We start from the raw sequence: 22869 nt of genomic DNA on the forward strand, positions 1-22869 counted from the left end.
AGAACCTCTCGGCTCTGGATCCCAAGGCGTAACAGCAGCCGGGGCAGTCGAACCTTGCGGGCAGCCATGGGTGTAGCACCAATGACACAAGCTGCGTCAGAATGGTTGCGCGAGAACTCGATTCGAAGGTCCAATTTCGCGAAGTGTCCAGAGAGCTGCGAAAAGTACTTGCTGTGGGACCTCGCGGCTACTCGGTGCGGTTGCTCGGATGTGGCGACTTCGCACCGATCGAACCGGCCACATCCGCCGTCAGCGACTACGCAACGACCGTCACCATTTGACTCCGGGCATCGAAAGCGCTTGAAAAGTAAGCCATTTCATCGTGCCGAGGTGCGCGAGAACGACCTGAACTTGCGAGGTCTCGAGATCTTCGAAGAAACCTCCGACGTGGCATTTTCCGAGATCCATACACATCCCAGGTAGTGCATCATCCGTGCGCACACGAGCGTCGCCAAAAGTCGCTGCGGCGCGTGATCAGCTGGACTGACGTAACCGTACCGAAGGCTTTCTACGAAAAGCTGGGCGATTCTTTGTCTCGAAATGCCATGTCGGCCGCCGAAGCATTATCGACGGTTAACTCAGGCCGGAATCCAATCTGCTAAGAAAAACGAATCTAATGTGACCCCCATCTCTGGATCCTTTCAGAACAGGGGTTTCTATGACCCTCGACTGAATTCACCCCCTAATTCACCCTCCTCCTATACGCAGAAAAATGATTTGCATTTATGTCGAGCGTGTGCGCACAGAAAATTCGCTCCACACCTTGTCATTCCGACAGCAAATAAGGGGCAGTGAACTGCATAAAGGCTCATTCCGTACAGCAGCGTCGACTCGGCTCGGCCGCTCACCGATTGTCGGCAAGGTCCAAGACAGGCATGCAACTGATCGTCGAGATCGAATTGTGATGAACCAGCCAGTTAACTTGACAGAAATCAACGGAGGATACATATAGCCAGGTAATCGGAGTTTTTCTTGCATGGACGGACGTCCATGGCGTGTCCAGCTATGCGATTTGCCCGTGTTAGATTCCTGATTGCGCATCGCCCGGTTTGCGCCTTCTGCGTTGTTTGCGCGGAATTTGCATCTTCTCGCGAACGGCCCCGCGCAAATTTCTTCACGTTGTGCCAGAGAAAGGAATTTCATGAAAACCGTCACGGCAGCAAAGCACGCAGCACGAAGACTCCCCCTCGGAGCCATCGCACTGTTGCTATTGCTATCCGGGATGGTGCTCATGCCCGAACTGCAATGAATCGCGCAGGAAAAAACCTCAGCCGCGGCCTTTAGTACCTCGTAGGTCGTCGCGTTAGGTAATACCGGCGGTCGATCTTTCTTGGAATTTCCTGGCCTACCCAGAGCCGGCCGTCGGTCTGCGCTGGCGCCAACCAGGTCCGATTACCAACTGTTCGGCTCCGCAATAGGACGCCTGAGAATCACCAACGCTCGCATCCAGGCTCCAGAGCTGCTCAAAGGTCCCGTTTCGCTATTCGACGGCCCCGGAAACGGGGCCCAAATCATGTGTTCTGAACGAAAGGTGTTCGTCATGCGTAACCGTGTCTTCCCACGCCGTGCCGGGGAGGGGGTGGTGTCTCGGTGGGCAGCTTTGGGGATGATCGTTGCGGTCCTGGCGCTGGTCATATCGTCGTTCTCATTCGTCCAAGTTGCCTCAGCAGATGACATCGGGACCTCGACCACCACAGGTCCGACCACCACAGTTCCGACCACAACGAAGCCGCCCGCGACTACGACGGAGGCGCCACTGAAAACGACGGCGCCGCCTACTTCCACGTCGGAGTCACCCACTTCTGCGAAACCGCCGATCACAACCACGGCGCCCCCGTCTACGACTTCTGTGGCGGCGCAGCGACTGGCCGCACGCGGAGTCAATCCCGGCATCGATGTGAAAATCACCGACGTCCAGGTCGAGGGAAAGAACGACCAGCAGATCACGGTCGGGGACTCCGTCACGGTGAAGGGCACCTGGGACGCGTCAAGCGCGAGCCCGCAACCGGGCGACCAGTTCACCATCGGATTCCCTGACGAGTTGAAGCTCCAGTCCAACCCGACGATCGCGCTCGAGGGCGACGACGGGACGGTTTGGGGCACATGCGATCTGGTTGCTTCCACCAATCTGATGACGTGTGTTCTCTCCGATGCCGTGGCGGATCGCCCGGACGAGGTGAAGGGCGATTTCTTCGTCTACACGAAGGCAGTCGAGTACACCACGTCAGAGACTGTGGATTTCACGATCAACAACAAGGTCACGCCGGTCGACCTGCCCGGCACGGGCGGCATCACCGACGGCCGCGTAATCGGCGAGTCGACGAAGTCCGGCAAACTCCAGGACAACAAGCAGTCAGTGCGGTGGACCATCGACATCCCCGGCGCCGATCTGGCCAAGTTGGACGCAGGCAACACCGGTTCGGTGACCCTGAGCGACGAGCTCTCCGACAACATGAAGGTGTGTGCAGGCAGCCTGCTCAACGCGAAGCTGTGGTCCGGTCGCCCGGGCGATCTCAAAGAGACCCCCGGCGGCGTCACCGTCGCTCAAGCCGACGCGGGTGATCAGGTCACCATCAACATCAACAACGGCGCGCCCTTCGAGGGCAACAAGCTCTACCGCATCGAGTACACCTCATGCACGACCAGCGGCGTGGTGGATCTCAAGGGGACTCAGTACACCAACTCCGTGACGATCGGTGACAACACGGTGGCTTCGGATGGCGTGGGACAGGACTATGCGCCGCAGACCGAGCCCTGGAAGGGTGGCTACCTCGACGGCGGTAAGCGCAATATGGAAGCCGTCTGGACGATTGTGGTTCCGGGCACCGACATTGCCGCCAACAACCACAAGATCGACATCACCGACACCTTCGGCGGCCCCCATGCGGTCTGTGCCTCGGGCGTGCAGGTAGTCATCGAGAAGTCTGACTACCTCCCAGGTCGGGAGAACGAACCCAACTACCGCACTCCTGCCGCAGGATTCACCATTGCTCCCATCGACGCAGTAGCCGGCGCGAGTACCTTCACCGCGGCGATCACTGTGGATAACCCGGACACGTTCAACGAAGAGCAGTATTACTACGTCACGTACCGGACCTGCCTGACCACCACCGAGGTGCCAGACTCCGAGGACCATCTCACCAACTCGGCGGTCGTCAACAAGACGTCGATCACGGGAAAGACTGAGGGGCCTGGGTTCACGAGCGGCAAGAACGGCGCGATCAACACCACGTCGCAGACTGTCGGCGGCGTGGAGCAGCCGGCAGGCACCACCCTCAATTGGACCGTGGAAATCTCCGGACACGATCTCGAGGGCCTTACGGAACCGGCGGTCATCAACGACAGGTTCTCTCCGAACATGACGGTGTGTGAAATCGGCGGCGATCTCAAGAGCAACCTCAATCTCAAGGTCGTCGCGCAAGACTTCTTCGACGGCAACAAGAAACGCGATATCACCGATGCCACCTCGGTGGCGCGCGCCGACGGCGGTTTCGATCTCACTCTCCCGCGTGACGCGGACGGTTACAGCCGTCAGACGAAGTACCTCGTCAGCTACACCCTGTGCACCAGCAGCGGCGGACTCGACCAGCGCGACACGGAATACGCCAACACCCTCACCTATGCCGGCAAGCAGACGCTGTCGCAGAGCGTCAAGCAGGAATGGGGCGGTGGCGGCACCGGTCAAGGTGTGTCGCGGGGCTCGTTCTCGCTGCTGAAGGAGATCGCTCCCTTCTCCGAGAAATTCCCGCAAGACACCGAGTTCACCGTGAAAGTCGAGGAGTTCGCCCCCGGGCAAATCCCAGCGACCGACGCCCCGGTGAGCTCCTACGAGATCAAGGTGAAGGCTGACGGGACACCGGTCAGTGGGATCAACCCCCGCGGAACCGGCTGGCAGATCCGACTGTCCGAGATCAACCTCCCCACCGTTGACGGTGTGTATTTCGAGAGAGGGACGTTCCGCCCGTCAGAGGGTGTGACGCTCAACGGGGACCGCACCGAGGCGCTGGTGGCCATCACACCGAAGAGCAATGTCGGTGTCACACTGCTCAACAAAGCGAGTCTGGGATCGGCGCGGATCACCAAGTCCGTCATCGGTGACGGAGCGCGCACGGGACTCGAGGCTTTCGTCGTCAACGCAGAGATCGCCTTTGGTGACGACGCCGCCGGCAACGAGTTGCGTCAATTCACTCTGAAGGACGGTCAGCACTACGACCTGGGCAAATTGCCCATCGGAGCGAAAGTCACCTTCACCGAGGTACAACCGATGAACACCGACCTCGTGACCTGGTCGGAGCCGGTGATCAACCCGAAAATGCTCACCATCGGCGCCGATGCGTCGGCGAACACGGTCTCCGTCACCAACGAGGCCAAGATCACGCAAGGCACCTTCGAAGTGAGCAAGAAACTCACGGGCCCGAAGGCGTTCGACAAGGCCGTACCGGCGAGCTTCGACGTGATTGCCACCTGGCTCGATACGGACGACAAACCGCAGAGCAAGACACTGTCTCTTCCGTCCGACGGCACCGCGGTTCCGTTCGGCGAGAACCTGCCCGGTGGCACCGAAGTCACACTGACAGAGCTGGTTCCGGCAAACGGTGACGGTCTCGCCTATGGCGTGCCCGCATACTCCGGGAATGTCAGGATCAATCCGGACAACGCAGCCGTGGTGACCATCGGCAAGGATCTGCGCAAGATCGAGGTGTCGAACTTCGTCGACGTCAACGACGGCACTCTGCGCATCGCAAAGCAGGTCGGCGGTGAGGCCGCCGAGGCCGTCGGCGACGACGTGGAGTTCACGGTCGAGGCGCGTTGGCGCGACGGTGTGGAGTACCGCACCCAGGTGCTGAGCGTCAAGCAGGGACAGACCACACCGCTCGGCGTCGACCTCCCCGTCGGCACCGAGGTGACCTTCACCGAGACCGGCCGTCCCGATGTCGACGGAGTCGAGTGGGGCACCATCTCCTGGGGAACCAGCCCGGAAGGCGAATCGTGGCTGCATTCGAACCTCGACGGCACCGCGACGGGCATAGTCTCCGACGACCCGACCGACGGTCGACTGATCACGCTGTCGAACGAGGCGCTATGGAAATTCGGATCGGTCGAATTCACGAAGTTCATCCTCGACGCTGACGGCAACCCCGTCCGCGCCCCCGAGGCCGACCTGCCTGACAGCACGAAGTTCGAAGTCCGTATCGACGGAATCGATCCGGCGCTCCCCGCCGGAACCGATTTCCCGGCAGTGGGCCAGACCATCACCCTCGATGCCGGAAACGACTGGAGCTGGACGTCCGACGAGGTTGTGCCGCGGAACACCGTGATCACCTTCTCCGAGGTCGACCCCAAGCCCCTGGACGGTATCGACTGGGCGCGGCCGTATTACTACGTGTCCGCGGATGCCGGTGACGCCGAATACCGCGACACCGTCAAGGCGGTAGCCGGTGAGAAGGCTGTGGTGGAGATCCACAACCGCCCGATCCCGACCACCGAGGTGGATATCGACAAGATCGTGACCGGCCCCAAGGGCGGCCAGGTGGCCAAGGACGGATCCACGATCTTCCAGGTCACGGCTACGTGGACGGACATCGACAATGAGGCGCGGTCTTGTGTTCTCGATGTCAGACCGGGCGCTTCGGTCACTCCGACCGCCCAGTGCGACGCAGCCGTCATCGACGGCCGGGTCCAGTTCCCGCTGAACACCGACATCACTTTCACAGAAACCGGTGCTCACACTGACGTCACCAACGTCAAGTGGGGTGAAGTGATCTGGGGCGTCAAGGAAGGCAAGGCGGACGTCTCGAAGATCGACGGCGAACCGACCGCAACTTCCGTCAAGCTCACCGGCGAAGCAAACAAGTCGGTGGTCCTGGGACTCGAGAACAAAACCAGCAGCAATGGGCTGATCATCATCCCGATCCCGCTGCCGCCGTGGGAAATCCCGACGTGGCCGGGCTCTGAGGTGCCCGGAGGACCAGGCACCGACGTGTCGACTCCCGGCAACAACACTCCCGGCAATAACGGTGGTGGACACAACGGTGCTCCGGGCACGCCTGCTCCAGGAAATCCTGCTCAGGCCAAACCGGACCAGTCATCGTCCCTGCCGGTAACCGGCGCGAACGTCATCTGGCTCGCCGGTCTGGCGCTGGCGCTGATCGGCGGTGGCGCATGGCTCACCCTGCGTAACCGCAAGCGTGCACCCGGCCAGGAGTAACTCCCAACCAGGAATACCGAAACAGGGCGGGTGGCGACCTACGCCTGGTCGCCCCCGCCCTGTTTCACCGTCACGACGTATCTATCTCGCGGCCGCCCCCGTGGCCACCCCTCGAAGGAGAAACACCATGTCATTCCTCCCGTTCCCGATCGTCATCGAAGGCATCGAGACCACTGGTTCTGCCGCGATCGACGGCCTCGGTCGCTTGTCCGTACTCCTTTACGATCTCCTCGGCGGTACCGGAAGCGCCACGATCAACGCGGGCAGCTAGTTCGATACGTCACCAATTCGACACATCAGCTAGCTCGGTAGATCTGTGAAGAGGAGACCCCGGTCCGTGAGCGATACCAAAGTTCCAGGGCGTCGGCGGCCGGGCGCAGGCCAGGTAATCGGCGAACTGCTCCTCACGGCCGGGGTCGTCATCTTGCTGTTCGTCATCTATGAGGCGTTCTGGACCAATATCGTCTCAGGGCGGCTGCAGGACGAGCTCAACAACAGTCTGGAGGAATCCTGGGCCGAAGTCCCCGAAGCCCCAGGAGCGATCGACGGTCAGCCGGTGTCCCCGCTGATCCCTGTGCTCGGCGAGGGATTCGCGCGCGTGCATTTCCCCACACTCGGCGCCGCGTACGCAATCGTCGAGGGCACACGCAACGAGGACCTGCGGGCCGGCCCCGGCCACTACCCGGACTCGCAGATGCCCGGCGAAGCCGGAAACTTCGCGCTCGCCGGGCACCGCAATGGTTCCGGCGCAGTCTTCCAACACCTGGATCGACTCGATGCATGCGATGCCGTCGTCGTGGAGACCGAGTCCCAGTGGATGACGTACCGGTTACTCCCACTCGACCAGGCCTCGCCCGAACGTCGCGCTGCGGCGAAAGCCTGCTTGAATCCCGAGCAAGCCGATCGGGTTTCCGAAGGCGACTACGCCCATCTCCTCGGGCGGCACATCACCGTGCCCGGGGATGTTGCGGTCGTCAACCCGCTGCCCGGAAGCCCTTGGGCCGAGCCCGACGCCACGCTGGAAAGTATGTTGACACTGACCACGTGCCATCCGCTCTACTCGAACAGCGAACGCTTGATCGTCCACGCGGTTCTCGTCGAAACAATCTCGAAGACTTCGGGCACCATTCCCGCGGCATTCCAGGAGCAATGAATGTACGGCTACCTCTGGGGCGCGCTCCCCGGCCCCCGACCAGTGAAGGCCCTGCTGGCGATCGTTCTCTTGGTCGCGGTGGTGCTGCTACTCATGGAAGTCGTATTTCCTTGGGTGTCAGAGCATATGCCCTACTCCGACGTGACCGTATAGAGCGCCCGTGCAGGTCGGCCGACACCGGCACAAGGCCCGGCTGGAGCCCGAAGGCGCTGTCCTACATCGGACTCGACGGACCTACGATGATTCTGGCGTGTCGATGCAAACCAGTTTCCGCGTGTGTCGGAACGGCTCGCCTAGTTGACGCTCGAGGCTCTCCGGAATGTTCGTTCGACGCCTGAGCGAGCACTGAGACCGGACTCCGCCGCTACAGAACCTTCGTGAAGATCTGCGCCGGCGCTGCCGTCTCGAGCTTGTCCAGCGCCTCAACCAACCTGACGAAGTGCTCGGTATGTGTGTGGGCGTCGAGGTGCTCCTGCGATTCCCATTCCTCCGCCAACACGAGCTCGCAGGGATTGTCGGTGCGCTGCAGTAACTCGTAATTGATGCAGCCGACCTCTTTTCGGGTCTCGGTGACAAGTTCGTCATACAACCGAAGCACTTCCGCGAGATCGCCCTGCTCCACCGTTGTTGGCACCAACACCCTGATCACAAAGACTCTCCGATTCGACTGTCGTGCAATAGCCCGTCGGCTCGAAGTCTGCCGTAGACCTCCGACAGATCGACATTTCCGTTGTGACTCGAAGTTTGCGGACAGGCGCAATATCTACGAAACACCCCCGATACCGGAGGTTCGTAGGGTTTGCCGAAGTCGGGCTCGCAATCAGCAGCGCAGCCCTGGGCCCGGGCGAGGGGTAAGCACATGAGTGGAAATGCAGTTCGCTTGCAAGCGATCAAGGACGTCGAGGCCTACACACCTCCGGTGGTCAGTTTCACCACCGACGAGACACCCGGCGAGGTGTTCGGTGCCAACGTCTTCAACAAGGTGGTCATGCAGAAGCGACTGCCCAAGCTCGTCTACAAGTCGGTGATGGCGACGATCGAGCAAGGCAAACCGCTTGATCCCATGGTCGCCGATGCGGTCGCGTCGGCGATGAAGGACTGGGCGTTGGAGAAAGGCGCAACCCACTACGCCCACGTCTTCTATCCACTGACCGGGTTGACGGCCGAGAAGCACGACAGCTTCCTCGAGCCGGTCGGCGACGGCAGTGCACTGGCGGAGTTCGCCGGCAAGACCTTGATCCAAGGTGAACCCGACGCTTCGAGTTTCCCGAACGGCGGGCTGCGCAACACATTCGAGGCTCGCGGATACACCGGCTGGGATGTCACGAGCCCGGCCTACGTTCTCGAAAACCCCAACGGCAACACACTGTGTATCCCGACCGTGTTCGTTTCGATGACCGGCGAAGCGCTCGACCACAAGACTCCCCTGCTGCGTTCACAACAGGCAATGGGTTTCCACGCCGAACGAATCCTGAAGTTGTTCGGCCACGACGACCCCGAGCACATCGTGTCGTTCTGCGGTCCCGAGCAGGAGTACTTCCTGATCGATCGACACTTCTTCCTCGCCCGCCCCGACCTCCTCAACGCCGGCCGAACACTCTTCGGCGCAAAGCCGCCCAAGGGCCAGGAGTTCGACGACCACTACTTCGGGGCGATCCCGGAACGTGTGCTCGGATTCATGATGGACACCGAGCGGGAACTGTTCAAACTCGGTATCCCCGCCAAGACACGGCACAACGAGGTTGCCCCCGGCCAGTTCGAAATCGCCCCGATGTTCGAGCGAGGCAACATCGCCGCCGACCACCAGCAGTTGCTGATGACCACCTTCAAGACCATCGCCAAGAAGCACGGCATGGAATGTCTGTTCCACGAGAAGCCGTTCGACGGTGTCAACGGCTCCGGCAAGCACGTCAACTTCTCGCTGGGCAACTCCGAACTCGGCAGTTTGCTTGTCCCCGGCGACAATCCGCATGACAACGCCCAGTTCCTCGTATTCTGCGCCGCCGTCATCCGGGCCGTCCACAAATACGCCGGCCTCCTGCGCGCGTCGGTCGCATCGGCAACCAACGATCACCGTCTCGGTGCCAACGAGGCTCCCCCGGCCATCATCTCGATCTTCCTCGGCGATCAACTGGCCGACGTCTTCGAGCAGATCGCCAAGGGCGCGGCGACATCGTCGAAGGACAAGGGCACCATGATGATCGGAGCCGACACCCTTCCCGTCCTACCGACCGACCCGGGCGACCGCAACCGCACGAGCCCATTTGCCTTCACCGGCAACCGTTTCGAGTTCCGCGCGCCAGGATCGCTGCAAACAGTCAACGGCCCGATGGTCACCATCAACACGATCATGGCCGAGGCCTTGGACTACATGGCCACCGAACTGGAGGCCGCGGTCGCCGACGGCGCCGATTTCGACACCGCCGTCCAGAATCTGCTCACCGAGATCATCACCAACCACGGTGCGGTTGTCTTCAACGGCGACGGCTACTCGGAGAACTGGCAGATCGAGGCCGAGTCTCGCGGCCTGCCGAACCTTCGCACGACGCTGGACGCCCTTCCTGAACTGATCACCGAGTCCTCGATGGAACTCTTCGAGAAGTACAAGGTCTTCAACCACCGAGAGATGCACAGTCGCTACGAGGTCGGACTCGAACAGTACGCACTGAGCATCGGCGTCGAGGCACGCCTGGCCGCCGAAATCGGTACGACGCTGATCCTTCCGGCTGCAGTGCGCCACCAGACGGAAGTTGCGCAGAACTTCGTCGCACTGAAGTCCGCCGGCCTCGAACCGGATTCAGCTCCGCTCGAAGAAGTGTCGGCGCCCGTTGCGGCTCTGCGCACAGCGCTCGCGGCCCTGCGCGCAGCAATCGACACCGACTCCGGCGAGTCGCCATTCGATCAGGCCAAGCACGCACAGGACGCACTCCTGCCCGCCATGGCAGAGGTACGTGCAGCGGCCGACTTCCTCGAAACCATCGTCGCCGACGATCACTGGCCACTCCCGACGTATCAGGAAATGCTCTTCATTCTCTGAGCATCACCGAAATCAACGCTCACAAAACTGTGGCCTGCAACTCGATCGAGTTGCAGGCCACAGTTGTCGAAGCTTGCTCGGCTAGCGGTCTTCCGGCATCGTGACTTCGAGGACGCGAGCCTCACCGGTGGTCGCGGGGTCAGGACGATCGCGCGAATCCGATGACGCCATCTGGAGTCCGTTCAAATCGGTCCGCATGTAGATGACGTTGTAACGGTCCCACGTGGTGGCGACGAATTCGAGGAACTGTCCGCTCGCCCACGGGTGCATGAATCCGCCGTACAACGCGGGCAACGTGATTCCGCTCAACAGAGTTTGGGTGCCGCTCCACGGGCCTTGCGGTTGGTCGGCCTGACGGATCACGAGGTTGCCCTCGGCACTGGTGTACATGGCAACGTACTTGTTCAGGTAGTCGTTCCACTGCACGGCAAGTTCACTGACCGGTGCCTTGATGACCTGAACGGCATCGGTATCTCGCGGACTCCAACCGGAGCCGTCCCAGTATTCGTAGGCGCCGAGGTTTCTGATGTCGGCGCCGGCCACTCGCGCCAGGACCGCCTTACCGAAACGACCTGAGGGAGTTCCGTATTCGTAAATGTAGCCGTCCCGACCGTCGAGGAAGGCGCTCTGCTGGAAGTTGGAATTGATCGGCGATACTGCCGGAATCCCCGGAATGCCAAGTCCTTCGGTATTGGCGCGAACTGTCGCCGGATCGAGTTCCCAGTTCTCACCGTTGTCCGTGGAGAAAGCCAGAGCCGAGTAGTTGGTGGTCCAGGCTCCGGGTTCGTCCCACGACCGAACGGACATGAATCTGATGTACTGCACACCACCGTAAGAGATTCCAGCGGTCGGGATGGTGGTGAACTCACCCGGAATGCCGAATCCCGGAATGATCTCCTTGGAATGATTGGGGCCGTCCAAAGGAGAACTGTCGATTTTCATCCCGTCGGCAATGGCGGTGTCGTTGCTGCGGAACAACACGTTGCTGCGCCAGTCGTCACCCGGGGTGTCGCAGTCGCCAACCGTATCGCCGAATGCCATCAGAACGTCGTGATCCGGCCCCGAAAGACCGTTGTCCCACATGATTCCGAGGTCGGTTCCCGACACGTTGAACCGCTCGATCGTGTTGTTGGGACTGCCTGGGCCAGTGACCATTTCGATCGCTTTGGTGCGGCCGGTCAGCACCGGCAGAGCACCGTTGGGCGCGCCGGTGATCCACGGCAACGCGTTGGCGAGGGAGCCGGTACCGGCGGAACCACTGCCAAGTGATCCGGTCAGCGAACCGAGCGAACCCGTCATCGATCCGGCGGAACCACTTCCTCCCGACCCACACGGTCCGCCGATCGCCGACGCAGACGGTGCTGCGGCAATCGTCGCGGCAATCGTGACGACGCCTATCGACAACATCGCCGACATGGAGTGTTTTTTACGCACGTGCAGCCCCTCTGATCATTTCGACTCCCGTTCGGACCACAGGCACAGTGATCCCCGACCGCAGAAGCAAACCATTTGGACTGTGTTAAGAGAGTGAAAGCTGAGCAAATTGTTATAAATCGCCCGTTCAACTGACACAAGTGACAGCTGTGTCCGATTTCACCTTCACAGGACAGTTGTCCGATACAGCAATAAAGGCGCCTAGTATGTAACGGAAATGTAAAAGAGTTCTCACAACGAGGTAGGTGAGCGGTGTCCGTACGTGACCGCGTAGCGCAGATTTACGATCAGGTTTTGGTTCGCAATGCAGGAGAGCCCGAGTTCCATCAGGCCGCCGCAGAGGTCTTCGAGTCTCTTCACGTAGTGCTCGAACGCCACCCCCGCTACGCCGACGCCGGACTCATCGAGCGGCTTTGTGAGCCGGAACGCCAGATCATCTTCCGCGTGCCGTGGACCGACGACCAGGGCAACGTTCACGTCAACCGTGGCTTCCGCGTGCAGTACAACAGTGCACTCGGCCCCTACAAGGGCGGCCTGCGCTTCCACCCCAGCGTCAACCTGGGCATCGTGAAGTTCCTCGGCTTCGAGCAGATCTTCAAGAACTCACTCACCGGCCTGCCCATCGGCGGCGGCAAGGGTGGCTCGGACTTCGATCCCAAGGGCCGCTCCGACGCAGAGGTCATGCGCTTCTGTCAGTCCTTCATGACCGAACTGCAGCGTCACATCGGTGAATACACCGACGTTCCGGCCGGCGACATCGGCGTCGGCGGTCGCGAGATCGGCTACCTGTTCGGTCAGTACAAGCGGCTGACCAACACGTACGAGTCGGGCGTCCTCACCGGCAAGGGCATCACCTGGGGCGGATCGCAGGTTCGCACCGAGGCCACCGGCTACGGCGTCGCGTACTTCGTCGCCGAAATGCTCAAGGCAAAGGGTGAAGGCCTCGAAGGCAAGAACGTCGTGATCTCCGGATCCGGCAATGTCGCCATCTACGCAATCCAGAAGATCCACCAGCTCGGCGGCGTCGCGATCGCCTGCTCGGATTCCTCGGGATACATCGTGGACAAGAAGGGCATCGATCTCGACCTCCTCAAGGAGATCAAGGAAGTTCGCCGCGGCCGCATCAGCGAGTACGCCGACGCAGTTCCGCATGCCGAGTTCATCGCCGATGGTTCCATCTGGGACGTGCCGTGCGACGTCGCACTCCCCTGCGCGACTCAGAACGAGCTCGACGAAGATGCCGCAAAGACCTTGATCGCCAACGGCGTTCAGGCCGTTGCCGAAGGCGCGAACATGCCCACCACCCCCGGTGGCATCCAGCTCTTCCGTGACGCGAACGTAGCCTTCGCGCCCGGCAAGGCGGCCAACGCCGGTGGCGTTGCAACCTCCGCCCTCGAAATGCAGCAGAATGCTTCGCGTGATTCCTGGAGCTTCGAGTACACCGACGAGCGTCTCGCCGGAATCATGCGCGGCATTCACAAGCGCACCATCAACACCGCTGCCGAGTACGGAAAGCCGGGCGACTACGTGCACGGCGCGAACATTGCCGGCTTCGTGAAGGTGGCCGACGCCATGATTTCACTGGGCGTCATCTAGAGATTTCCGCAATACAGACAGCAGTACAAAAAGGGGTGATTTCACCCTGAACCGGTTCCCGTACATCGGACTGGTCGAATCAATACCTAGGCCTCGAGGGCCCTGGGTCCGCGAGGACCCAGGGCCCTCGAGCTTGATCTGAGCAAATCGCCCGCGACGAGCACCGTAGGCGCCGGCAATGATCCCAGACGGAACTCGTGGTGTCCTCCGAATCCGTTTTCCGCTCTGACGTCGAAAAACACCGTAAGTGGACGATTGTTTAGGTCCGCAGCGCGTGGGGCATATGGACTTATCTTCACATTTGTCCATTTCACAGTTGGACGATCGTTCATGTGGTAGAAATCACAACGCCTGGCGCAATTCGATCCGCAAATTTCAGCGGCGAGTATGCCCCCGAACAAGGCCTCAGCGTGTACCCCGCTTCGTAACGCGCCGAGCCTCCGGGTGCCTGTGCCAGGCGACGCACCTGTCTAGAGGAGGCCACCCATGTCCCCAGCGCTGCTGAACAACCCGGGACCGCTCATGTTGGGAGGCAAGCCCGCCTCCACAGCGGTCAACGACGTCATCCCACTGGCAAGCGATCTCGTAGATCACCTGTCCCGTGCCAACCCGACGTTGACTTCCCTCCAAACGGAGGCAGTTCGTCGGGAACTGATTGCGGTGATCGTGCAGGGGCTCCAAGTGGGGATCCAGCTGCTGGATCACCGCAAACTTCCCACCGACCAAGAGTTGGACGGCATTCACACGATGACCGTCCAACAAGCATTGAAAGGCGTGCCACTCAGCGCGATCCTCAACTTGACCAACGAGGGCATCAGCACTTTTCGCACCCTCATCCTCAGCCGGGCCGACGCCGAGGACTCCGCCAATCTCGGGGATCTCAACGAGTTCTTGTTCGCACTCGCGCAGCGGCTTCACTCGTTCATCTCGATCAGCTATCTCTCGGCTCTTCCAGCTGGCTCCCAACTCGGGGAATACTCCGCCGGCGCTCTCGTGAAAGCCATGCTGGACGGCGACGATCCCACCCAGCTTGCGTTGCAGATGGGCGTTGAACTCGCACCCCGCTATCTCGTCCTGCGGCTCCTGGTGAACCTGCCGCCCATCCGCCCGGGAGCACGCAACGGCAACCACCAGCGCATACAGGCCTACCGTGACCTCTCCGTCGCTCAATCGAAAATCGCGGCCCACTTCGGGTCGGCGCTGCTCGAAGCTCCTGCACCGCAACGTGGTCTGGTCCTGATCGAGGGCACACCCGACTGGGGAACAGTGTGCGAGGTCATCCAACGTGCACGCGCAACGGTCGGGGTGGAGATCACAGCAATCGCCGAGAACGCCGCGGTACGAGATATCGCCGCCGCCCAAGCAACCACTCACGAATTGGCGCAACTCGTGCGGCGCCTGAGACTGCCGGCGCGGTCGTACCGAATGGAAGACCTCGCGCTCGAGTATCAACTCACTCGGGGTGGCGCAGGCCGCGACAGCTTGATCAATCTTCTAAGGCCACTCGACGGCAATCCGGAACTGCTGCAGACATTGTCCATACATCTCGCCAACGGCCAGCATCGTCAGCGCACCGCGTCGGCGCTCGGCCTGCACACCAACACCGTCGACAATCGAATCAAGCGCATCGCAACCCTGACCGGATTGGATCCGGCCCTGCCCTCTGAACTGCTCAAACTGCGCGCTGCCATGATCTCTCTGACTTTCGCAAGCACTGATGTGGACAATCGTCCAGCGAAAATGTGAACACTCACATCCTCGCTATTAGCTGTCCACGTGTGGCGCCTGGACCCCACTTTTCCGCTCCGAACCGGGCTATAAAAGTGTGGTGCGAATCACCGCGCAAACCAGTAACAATTAAGGGGAAACACATGATCAACGGCCAGGATAACGCTCTCCTCGGTGCCTTCTTCGACACCATCCTGCAGCTCTTCAACGCGGGCAGCACCGGCACGGGTTCGACGGATGGCGGCGGCGTCTCCTAGGACGAATCTCGGGCCCTGTGCGAGAGAATCTCTCGCGCAGGGCCCGCTCCAAGCCGCCTGACACTGTGATGGCGGTGACCACGGTGACCACCACGTCGCCACCGCTGAAACCAGGAGCAAGCACATGATCGCCGCACCAACCACAGGCGCTTTGGCCGTCGTCTTGAACACCGTCCTACAGATGTTCAACGCCGGCAGCAGTTTCCTCTACACCAACAACTCTCCGATTGGCGGCGGCGGCGGCGAAACTCCCACGACGCCTGCTCCCTGATCGACTTACCCGCTCGCATCACAAAGTCGCGGCACAGACAGGAACCACCGTGATAAACCAGCACACCCTGGGCAGCCTGGTCATCGACTTCGGCTCACTCTCCCGAGCACTCGGCTTCGGCAACGGCTCTATCGTGTCGCTCGGCAGCACCGGAAGTGGCTGAAACAGCCCGCCTGACCACGTCGACGATCCCGTCGCCGCTCACCTTGCTCACCACATCTCGAAACAGAAAGCAGGTCCCCCTGTGCCTACAATTCCGCTCACCGGCGACCCCATCGTCATCAACATCATCGTCCAGCTACTGAGCGCGGGTAGCAGCAATGCGCTCGCATTGGGCGGGGTCGGTAGCAGCGGTCTCGGCAGCACCGGGCTCGGCAGCTTCGACTCGGCGAGCCTCGGAAGCGCTGCTTAGGACCTCACTCGTGATCGGTGTTCGATCCGCGTCTTCGGCCGCCGAAACAGTCCACGAAACCCACGTTGCCCTCCGTCATCTGTGACGGAGGGCAACGTGGCCGTTCAGGCGAAACGGCTCGCAGTTGGGCGATCCGGCCGTCGGCCTTACTGTCTCGGCGATCGAAGAGTTGGAATCAACGCCAATCTTCCGGTGGATCGGTCTCGTCGTGCTCGATGGTCACGGACTCCGAACGATCGTCAGCCGCAGCCTTTTTCGCTGCTTCACGCATCTCGATTCCGTCGGACACCCAGTCACCGATCTCGCGCGTCACGTCTCGAACAGCCCCGGCGATGATCATCGCGATGGAGCCCACGTGGTTGGCTGCACTTTCGGTCAGTTCCTGGACCGTGTCCTTGCGGCGTTCGAATTTCCCGACCATCAGTGTGTGCCTCTCAGGCTGCAGTTCGCTGGCGCTCGACGATAACACCGGGAGGGGTCTTCGACTTGACCAAACCGGGCGGAAGAGCGAGCTTGAAGATCTTGCCCCATACCGAACCGATCTGCTTGAAGAACCCACCGGTGTTGTACGGCAAACCGTACTTCCCACACAATTCTTTCACCTGGGGAGCGAGTTCCGGATAACGATGCGCAGGCAGGTCCGGGAACAGGTGGTGCTCGATCTGGTGCGAGAGGTTGCCGGACATGATGTGGAAGAGCGGGCTTCCCTCGATGTTGGCGCTGCCGAGCATCTGACGCACGTACCACTGACCACGAGTCTCGTCGGCCGTCTCGTCCTCGGTGAAGCTCTGTACGCCGGTGGGGAAATGGCCACAGAAGATGATCGAGTACGTCCACACGTTTCGGACCAGGTTGGCGGTGACGTTCCCCGCGAGAGTGGTCACGAACAGCGGCCCCGTCAGAACCGGGAAGATGACGTAGTCCTTGAGGACCTGCTTGCCCGCCTTGTTCCACCAGCCCTTCAGAAGCGGCTTGACGTCGTGCCACTTGCGTTTGCCCTGGATGACGTTCTCGATCTCGAGATCGTGCATCATCACACCCCACTCGAAGAGCATCATCAAGGCAAAGGCCCAGACCGGATTACCGAGGTAATAGGGGTTCCACTTCTGCGCGTCGTCGATACGCAGGATGCCGTATCCGATGTCACGGTCTTTGCCGAGAATATTGGTGTACGTGTGGTGCATGTAGTTGTGCGAGTGGCGCCACTGGTCGGCCGGGCACACCGTATCCCATTCGAAGACTTCGGAATTGAGCCCGGGTTCCCGCATCCAGTCATATTGACCGTGCATGACGTTGTGGCCGATCTCCATGTTGTCGAGAATCTTCGACACACTCAGCGCACCGACTGCCGCGAGCCACACCGGCGGTAGGAATCCGAGGTACATCAAGCCGCGACCTGCGACCTCGAACCCGCGCTGAGCCTTGATGATCTTGTAGATGTACTCCCGGTCTTCGGCCCCAAGCGAAGCGACGGTGCGATCACGCAATGCGTCCAACTCACGGCCGATCTCCTCGACCTGCTCGTACGTCAGGACGACGGGAGCGTCGTCCTTCGCATCGGAACCGTTGCCGAGGAACGGGAGGGTGGGAAGTGAAAGTCCAAACATGTCGGTCTCCAGACAGTCGTGTGGAAAATGGGACTTCAGATGTCGACGGTGACGTCGCCGACGGGAGCGCTGACGCACAGCTGGATCTTCTTGTCCGGCTCGTCGTCTGTCTCACCGGTGCGCACGTTTCGGGTACGACCCGCCTTCTTGACGGAGGTGCAGGAGAAGCAGATTCCCATCCGGCATCCGTATTCGGGATTGAGGCCCGCAGCTTCTGCTTGTTCGAGAAGTGTTTCGCCGGAGTTCTCGGCCGCCACCCCACTTTTGGTGAATGACACCTCGCCGCCGGCCTCACCCGGCTCGGCCACCGCCGGCGCGAACTCCTCGGTATTGAGCAAGTGCTCGACGTCGACCTCACGGAACACCTCACGCACTCCCCGCATCAGACCGGGAGGCCCGCAGAGATAAGCCTGGGCGTCGATCGTGTCCGGATCGGCGATCCACGGAGCCACGGCGTCGAGGTGCCCGCGATCGAAGAAACCTTCGAGGTCACCTCCACCGCTTTCGGTGTACACGAGTACCAGTTTCACGTTCGGGTTCTGCTCGGCGATGGTCTTCAGCGCGCGCGTGTATGCCACGTCGGCATCGGTGTTCGCGTAGTGCACGAACACGATCTCGTCCGAGTGCTCCTCCTCCACCAGCGTCCGAAGCATCGACATGACCGGGGTGATTCCACTGCCGCCACTGATCAACAACACCCGACGCGGGCGGTCGACGGGAAGGGAGAACACACCGTCTGCCTGCGAGAGGCTGACAACGAGTCCGGGCGCCGCGTTGGCGTACAGATACTGCGACACCAGGCCACCGGGATGCGCTTTCACGGTGAGCTCGATCAGACCGTTGCGCGTAGACGCGCCGCCGGCCGGCGAGTAGCAGCGAGTGTGACGAACACCGTCGATCACCACGCCCAACTGCACGAACTGGCCCGCCTGAAAACCGCGCCACTGGCGAGTCGGGCGCAGCGTCAGAGTGACGGAGTCAGCGGTCGGATGGTCGACGGCGACAACCTGCGCGCGGATGTCACGAACGGTCGCCATCGGGTTGACCAACTCGAGGTACCGATCGATCTGATGTGGAGCAGCCATGGCTTCGATCAGTCCCACCAAGGACAGTCCGCGCCGAGGTGTGGACTTCGGTGTCGTGTTCTCAGGAGCAGATGCGATTGTCATGACCCTCCTCGTACTTCGATTGCCGGGTGTACCGATTGCTGGGCTAGCTTCCCCCGACTGCGTGAATTCAGTGTACAAATGTTCACCGAAGATAGTGTGACAGGTGCACACAAGTACATGTCAACAAGAATGTGATCCGAGTTACACGAGTTGCCGAAAGGAGCCGGAATGCCTGTACCTACACTCGACGTCGTGACGAAGGCCGGACCGGTGAACCCAGAGCGCAGGGAACCCGACAACAGGGAACCGGAAAGTCGTGCTGCAAAGAAGGAACGCACACGCCAAGCGCTCCTGGACACTGCCATGGACCTCTCGGCCGATCGCGGCTTCGCCGGAATCAGCTTGCGAGAGGTAGCCAGGGAAGCCGGGATCGTTCCGACGGCGTTCTACCGCCACTTCGCTTCACTGGAGGACGTCGGTGTCGTCCTCGTCGAAGAGAGCATGCGCATGTTGCGCCAGATGCTGCGCGACGCAAGGCGTAATCCCAGCACCAAGGACGCCGCTACGTCACTGGGCATCCTTGTGCGACAAGTGCATACACACGAGCGACAGTTTCGGTTCCTCTGCCGCGAACGCTACAGCGGCGTCAGTGAGGTACGACGTGCGATAGCCACTGAAATGCGGTTGTTCGTCAGCGAACTGACCATCGACCTCTCCAGGATTGCCGGACTGGAAAGCTGGTCGTCGGACGATCTGGAAATGGCTGCCGACCTGATCGTCTCGACGATGTTCAGCGCTGTCGTCGAACTGCTGGACGCCGGGACGGCCGGGTATCGCGACGAAGCCGCCGTCATCACACGAGCCGAGAAGCAACTGCGAGTCATCATGCTCGGAATGGCCACCTGGAATCCACCTCGAAACTGACCTCGGGTTCACCTTTTCGACGTACGGTGAGAGTCATGTCTTCCACGAGTACATACGAAATCCCCGTTGGCGACCTCACCTTCGACGTACTGATCTCGGGCCCGGACGACGGCATTCCGCTGGTAGCGCTGCACGGCTTCCCGGAGAGCGCCGCATCCTGGGGCAAGGTCACACCACTGCTCACCGCGGCGGGATACCGTGTGATCGCACCGAATCAGCGCGGATACTCCGCCGGCGCGCGCCCCGAAGGGGTGGATGCCTACAAGATCGAGCATCTGGTAGCCGACGTCGTCGGATTGCTCGACGCACTCGGCCTGTCCGACGCGCATCTGGTCGGCCACGACTGGGGTTCGGCGGTCGCCTGGCAGGTCGCCGGTCGCCATCCGAACCGGATCCGCAGCCTGACGGCGATCTCGGTCCCCCACCCCACCGCCTTCGGTTGGGCACTCCGCGAGGACGAGGACCAGAAGCAACGCTCGTCGTACATCGGACTTCTCCGACAGGAGGGCAAAGCCGAGGAAGTGTTGTCGGAGGACAACTTCCGCCGGCTGCGCGCCATGTTCGACGGCCAGATCGATCCTGAATTCGCCGACGAGCACATTCGTGTCCTGAGCGGGGAGGGCGCGCTCACCGGCGCCTTGAACTGGTACCGCGCGATGACTCGCGACTTCGGCGACATCGATCGCACCACCGTGCCGACCACGTATGTCTGGAGCACCGGCGACACAGCGCTCGGCCGCGCAGGCGCAGAACGCTGTGGTGAATTCGTGGACGCTCCCTACGAGTTCGTCGTGCTCGACGGCGGAAGTCACTGGATTCCGGAAGAGCGAGCCGAAGAGTTGGCCGAGGCAATCCTCGCACGTGCAGGATCCTGATCGTCGCGACGAATTCGGCTCTATGTATGTTGTCATACATAGAGCCGAATTGATTCCACCACCAGGAGTTCTGCGATGACCGAGACCGTTGCACCACCCCATCCGTTCGACACCGCTGTCGGATTGACGCCACTCACCGCCGGCTTGTCGACCGGCGAAACCAATCCGGCATACAACAACATGGTCGGGCCGTTCGGCGGCGTCACCGCTGCCACGTTGCTCGAATCTGTACTGAAGCACCCCGAACGCCTCGGCGATCCGCTGTCGTTGACCGTCAACTTTGCCGGTCCGATCACCGAGGGCGCCTTCGAGATCTCCGCCCGGCCGGTGCGTACCAACCGCTCGACGCAGCACTGGTCCATCGAACTGTCTCAGGACGGAACCGTCGCCACTACCGCGACGGCTGTGTTCGGTACCAGGCGTGAAACCTGGTCGTCTACCGAGATCACGATGCCGGAAGTTCCGTCGGCCGAAAACGTTGCGCTGCTGCCGTTCCCCGAGTTCATCGCCTGGGCACAGAACTACGAGATGCGCTTTGTCGAAGGTGCGATCCCCGATCTGGAGTCGGGCGAGCATCCCGACTCGACCACGACACTCTGGGTGCGCGATCAACCGGCACGCGCTCTCGACTTCACGTCGCTGACCGCACTGTGCGATGTCTTCTTCCCACGAGTCTTCTTGCGCCGAGGCAAGATGGCTCCGGCCGGAACGGTCTCGATGACCATCTACTTCCACGCCGACGCTCAGACGCTGACCGAACAGGCAGGCAATTCCGTCCTGGGAACGGCGCGGACCCAACGGTTCGGAAACGGATACTTCGATCAGTCGGCCGAAATTTGGGGCAGTGACGGCGCATTGCTCGCTACGACACACCAGTTGGTCTACTTCAAGGATTGACGGGGAGCGCACTGTCCCCTTCCGGCGCCTTCACCATCGACAATGCGGCAAGGCCGACGCCGAGAACCACCAGCAGTCCGATGATGCCGGCACGGTCTGCACCGAAGAGCCAAGCGAACAGGCCGAACAGTGTCGGCGCCAAGAACGACACTGCTCGGCCTGTGGTCGCATACAGGCCGAACATCTGACCTTCACGCCCAGGCGGGGTGATGCGTGCCAAGAAGGTTCGTGCCGAAGACTGAGCGGGCCCGACGAACAGGCAGAGCGCGAGACCGAAGATCCAGAACATCACCGGCCCGGACACCGCGATCAATATCGCGCCGACCACGATCATCGACGCCAGCGAGACGGTGATGACCTGTTTGGGTCCGATCCGATCGTCGAAGCGTCCGGCCACCAATGCACCGATTGCGGAAATCACGTTGGCGGCAACACCGAACAGCAGGACGTCGGCCGCACTGATTCCGTAGACGTTGACAGCCAACACGGCTCCGAAGGTGAACACGCCCGCCAGACCGTCACGAAAGAGTGCGCTCGCTATCAGGTACCAGATCGTGCGCCTGTCGACGTTCCAGAGTTCGCGCAGATCGCGCCACAACACCCGATAGGAGTCGAGGAACCCGGCCTTGGACGCTCCCGGATCGACCGCGGGGCTGGGCAACTCGGGAACCTTGAAGAACACCGGAATCGCGAAGACCGCGAACCACACTGCAGCCAGCAGTGCCACCATCCGGATGTTCATGCCGCCGTCGGTGGTCAATCCCAGGAATCCCCGAGTGTCGCCGTCGCCGACGATGAACCCGAAGTAACACAGCAACAGCAGCACGATTCCGCCGAAATATCCCATGGCCCAGCCGAAGCCGGAGACTCGTCCCAGATTCTCCGGTGTCGACACCTGCCGCATCATGGCGTTGTACGGCACGCCGGCCAGTTCGAAAATCACCGAACCGATTGCGAGCAGAACCAATCCGAGCCACAGGTAGCGGTAGTTGTCTTCGACGAAATAGAGACCCGCCATCGAGAGCACGGTGATGCCGGTGAGTATCGCGAGCGAGAGTTTGCGTTTACCCGACGCATCGAAACGCTGTCCGGTGATCGGGGCGAGTATCGCGATGAAGAAGCCGGCGATTCCGAGAGCCCAACTGAGCCACGTAGTTGCCGAAATCGTGCCGGGCAGGTCGTCGCCGACCGCGTCGGTGAGATAGACCGAGAAGACGAACGTGAGGATCACGGCGTTGAATGCTGCCGATCCCCAATCCCACAGCCCCCACGCGAACACTTGACTCTTCGTGGCCGCACCACCGATGCCTGCGGGTGGCTCGGCCTGCATGCTCGTGGACTCGGCGCTCATACGGCGAAGC

17 protein-coding genes are annotated in these 22869 nt (G+C 61.3%); 11 read left to right on the forward strand and 6 right to left on the reverse strand.

Annotation, left to right across the window (positions count from 1 at the left end):
* The first annotated feature begins 1606 nt into the window (after positions 1-1606).
* From QM596_RS21675 to QM596_RS21685, 3 genes are all read left to right on the forward strand, one after another.
* The gene (locus tag QM596_RS21675; protein ID WP_502943425.1) at positions 1607-6208 is read left to right on the forward strand and encodes a DUF5979 domain-containing protein; all 4602 of its coding nucleotides are present in this window, start codon (positions 1607-1609) and stop codon (positions 6206-6208) included.
* A 127-nt stretch (positions 6209-6335) separates the two neighbouring features.
* Complete coding sequence (locus QM596_RS21680; protein ID WP_003945342.1) at positions 6336-6479, forward strand: hypothetical protein; 144 nt, start codon at positions 6336-6338, stop codon at positions 6477-6479.
* Positions 6480-6545: 66 nt separating this feature from the next.
* On the forward strand, positions 6546-7361 hold the full coding sequence (locus QM596_RS21685; protein ID WP_113684227.1) for a class E sortase: 816 nt from the start codon (positions 6546-6548) through the stop codon (positions 7359-7361).
* A 364-nt stretch (positions 7362-7725) separates the two neighbouring features.
* Here QM596_RS21685 and QM596_RS21690 read toward each other — a convergent pair whose 3' ends face one another.
* Positions 7726-7995, reverse strand: coding sequence for a putative quinol monooxygenase (locus QM596_RS21690; protein WP_223257903.1), 270 nt, complete (start codon positions 7993-7995; stop codon positions 7726-7728).
* Between the two features lie 225 nt (positions 7996-8220).
* Between QM596_RS21690 and QM596_RS21695 the strand changes: the two genes are divergently transcribed.
* Positions 8221-10398, forward strand: coding sequence for a glutamine synthetase III family protein (locus QM596_RS21695; protein ID WP_283309909.1), 2178 nt, complete (start codon positions 8221-8223; stop codon positions 10396-10398).
* Between the two features lie 81 nt (positions 10399-10479).
* Here the strand turns inward: QM596_RS21695 and QM596_RS21700 are convergent, their stop codons facing one another.
* On the reverse strand, positions 10480-11814 hold the full coding sequence (locus tag QM596_RS21700; RefSeq protein ID WP_021344745.1) for a glycoside hydrolase family 183 protein: 1335 nt from the start codon (positions 11812-11814) through the stop codon (positions 10480-10482).
* Positions 11815-12084: 270 nt separating this feature from the next.
* On the opposite strand from QM596_RS21700, the gene gdhA reads away from it, so the two are divergent.
* From gdhA to QM596_RS21720, 4 genes are all read left to right on the forward strand, one after another.
* Positions 12085-13428, forward strand: coding sequence for an NADP-specific glutamate dehydrogenase (gene gdhA / locus QM596_RS21705; RefSeq protein WP_003945368.1), 1344 nt, complete (start codon positions 12085-12087; stop codon positions 13426-13428).
* A gap of 486 nt (positions 13429-13914) precedes the next feature.
* Positions 13915-15174 (forward strand): PucR family transcriptional regulator, encoded by a 1260-nt coding sequence (locus tag QM596_RS21710; protein ID WP_019749122.1) that lies wholly within the window; start codon positions 13915-13917, stop codon positions 15172-15174.
* A 363-nt stretch (positions 15175-15537) separates the two neighbouring features.
* A complete protein-coding gene (locus QM596_RS21715; protein WP_019749123.1) occupies positions 15538-15684 on the forward strand; it encodes a hypothetical protein in 147 nt (48 codons plus the stop codon).
* A 244-nt stretch (positions 15685-15928) separates the two neighbouring features.
* The gene (locus QM596_RS21720; RefSeq protein ID WP_003945367.1) at positions 15929-16096 is read left to right on the forward strand and encodes a hypothetical protein; all 168 of its coding nucleotides are present in this window, start codon (positions 15929-15931) and stop codon (positions 16094-16096) included.
* A 175-nt stretch (positions 16097-16271) separates the two neighbouring features.
* On the opposite strand, the gene QM596_RS21725 is transcribed toward QM596_RS21720, so the two are convergent.
* The 3 genes from QM596_RS21725 to QM596_RS21735 are packed head-to-tail and all read right to left on the reverse strand — an operon-like array spanning position 16272 to position 18872.
* Positions 16272-16517 carry a hypothetical protein gene (locus tag QM596_RS21725; protein WP_019749125.1) on the reverse strand — a complete coding sequence of 82 codons (246 nt, stop codon included), beginning with the start codon at positions 16515-16517 and terminating at the stop codon, positions 16272-16274.
* 13 nt (positions 16518-16530) lie between these two features.
* Positions 16531-17703 (reverse strand): fatty acid desaturase family protein, encoded by a 1173-nt coding sequence (locus tag QM596_RS21730; protein WP_020908255.1) that lies wholly within the window; start codon positions 17701-17703, stop codon positions 16531-16533.
* 35 nt (positions 17704-17738) lie between these two features.
* A complete protein-coding gene (locus QM596_RS21735) occupies positions 17739-18872 on the reverse strand; it encodes a ferredoxin reductase (RefSeq protein ID WP_283309910.1) in 1134 nt (377 codons plus the stop codon).
* Between the two features lie 168 nt (positions 18873-19040).
* Between QM596_RS21735 and QM596_RS21740 the strand changes: the two genes are divergently transcribed.
* From QM596_RS21740 to QM596_RS21750, 3 genes are all read left to right on the forward strand, one after another.
* Positions 19041-19736, forward strand: coding sequence for a TetR family transcriptional regulator (locus QM596_RS21740; RefSeq protein WP_003945327.1), 696 nt, complete (start codon positions 19041-19043; stop codon positions 19734-19736).
* Positions 19737-19771: 35 nt separating this feature from the next.
* Complete coding sequence (locus tag QM596_RS21745; protein WP_003945355.1) at positions 19772-20611, forward strand: alpha/beta fold hydrolase; 840 nt, start codon at positions 19772-19774, stop codon at positions 20609-20611.
* Between the two features lie 75 nt (positions 20612-20686).
* Positions 20687-21508: an acyl-CoA thioesterase gene (locus tag QM596_RS21750; protein WP_283309912.1), complete on the forward strand. Its 822-nt coding sequence runs from the start codon at positions 20687-20689 to the stop codon at positions 21506-21508.
* On the opposite strand, the gene QM596_RS21755 is transcribed toward QM596_RS21750, so the two are convergent.
* Positions 21498-22859, reverse strand: a complete 1362-nt coding sequence (locus tag QM596_RS21755; RefSeq protein ID WP_283309913.1) for an MFS transporter — start codon at positions 22857-22859, stop codon at positions 21498-21500. The genes QM596_RS21750 and QM596_RS21755 overlap by 11 nt on opposite strands.
* Positions 22860-22869: the final 10 nt, after the last annotated feature.

Origin of the sequence: Rhodococcus sp. IEGM 1406 (genome assembly GCF_030056745.1) — a bacterium.
In the GTDB taxonomy this organism is placed as follows: domain Bacteria; phylum Actinomycetota; class Actinomycetes; order Mycobacteriales; family Mycobacteriaceae; genus Rhodococcus_F; species Rhodococcus_F erythropolis.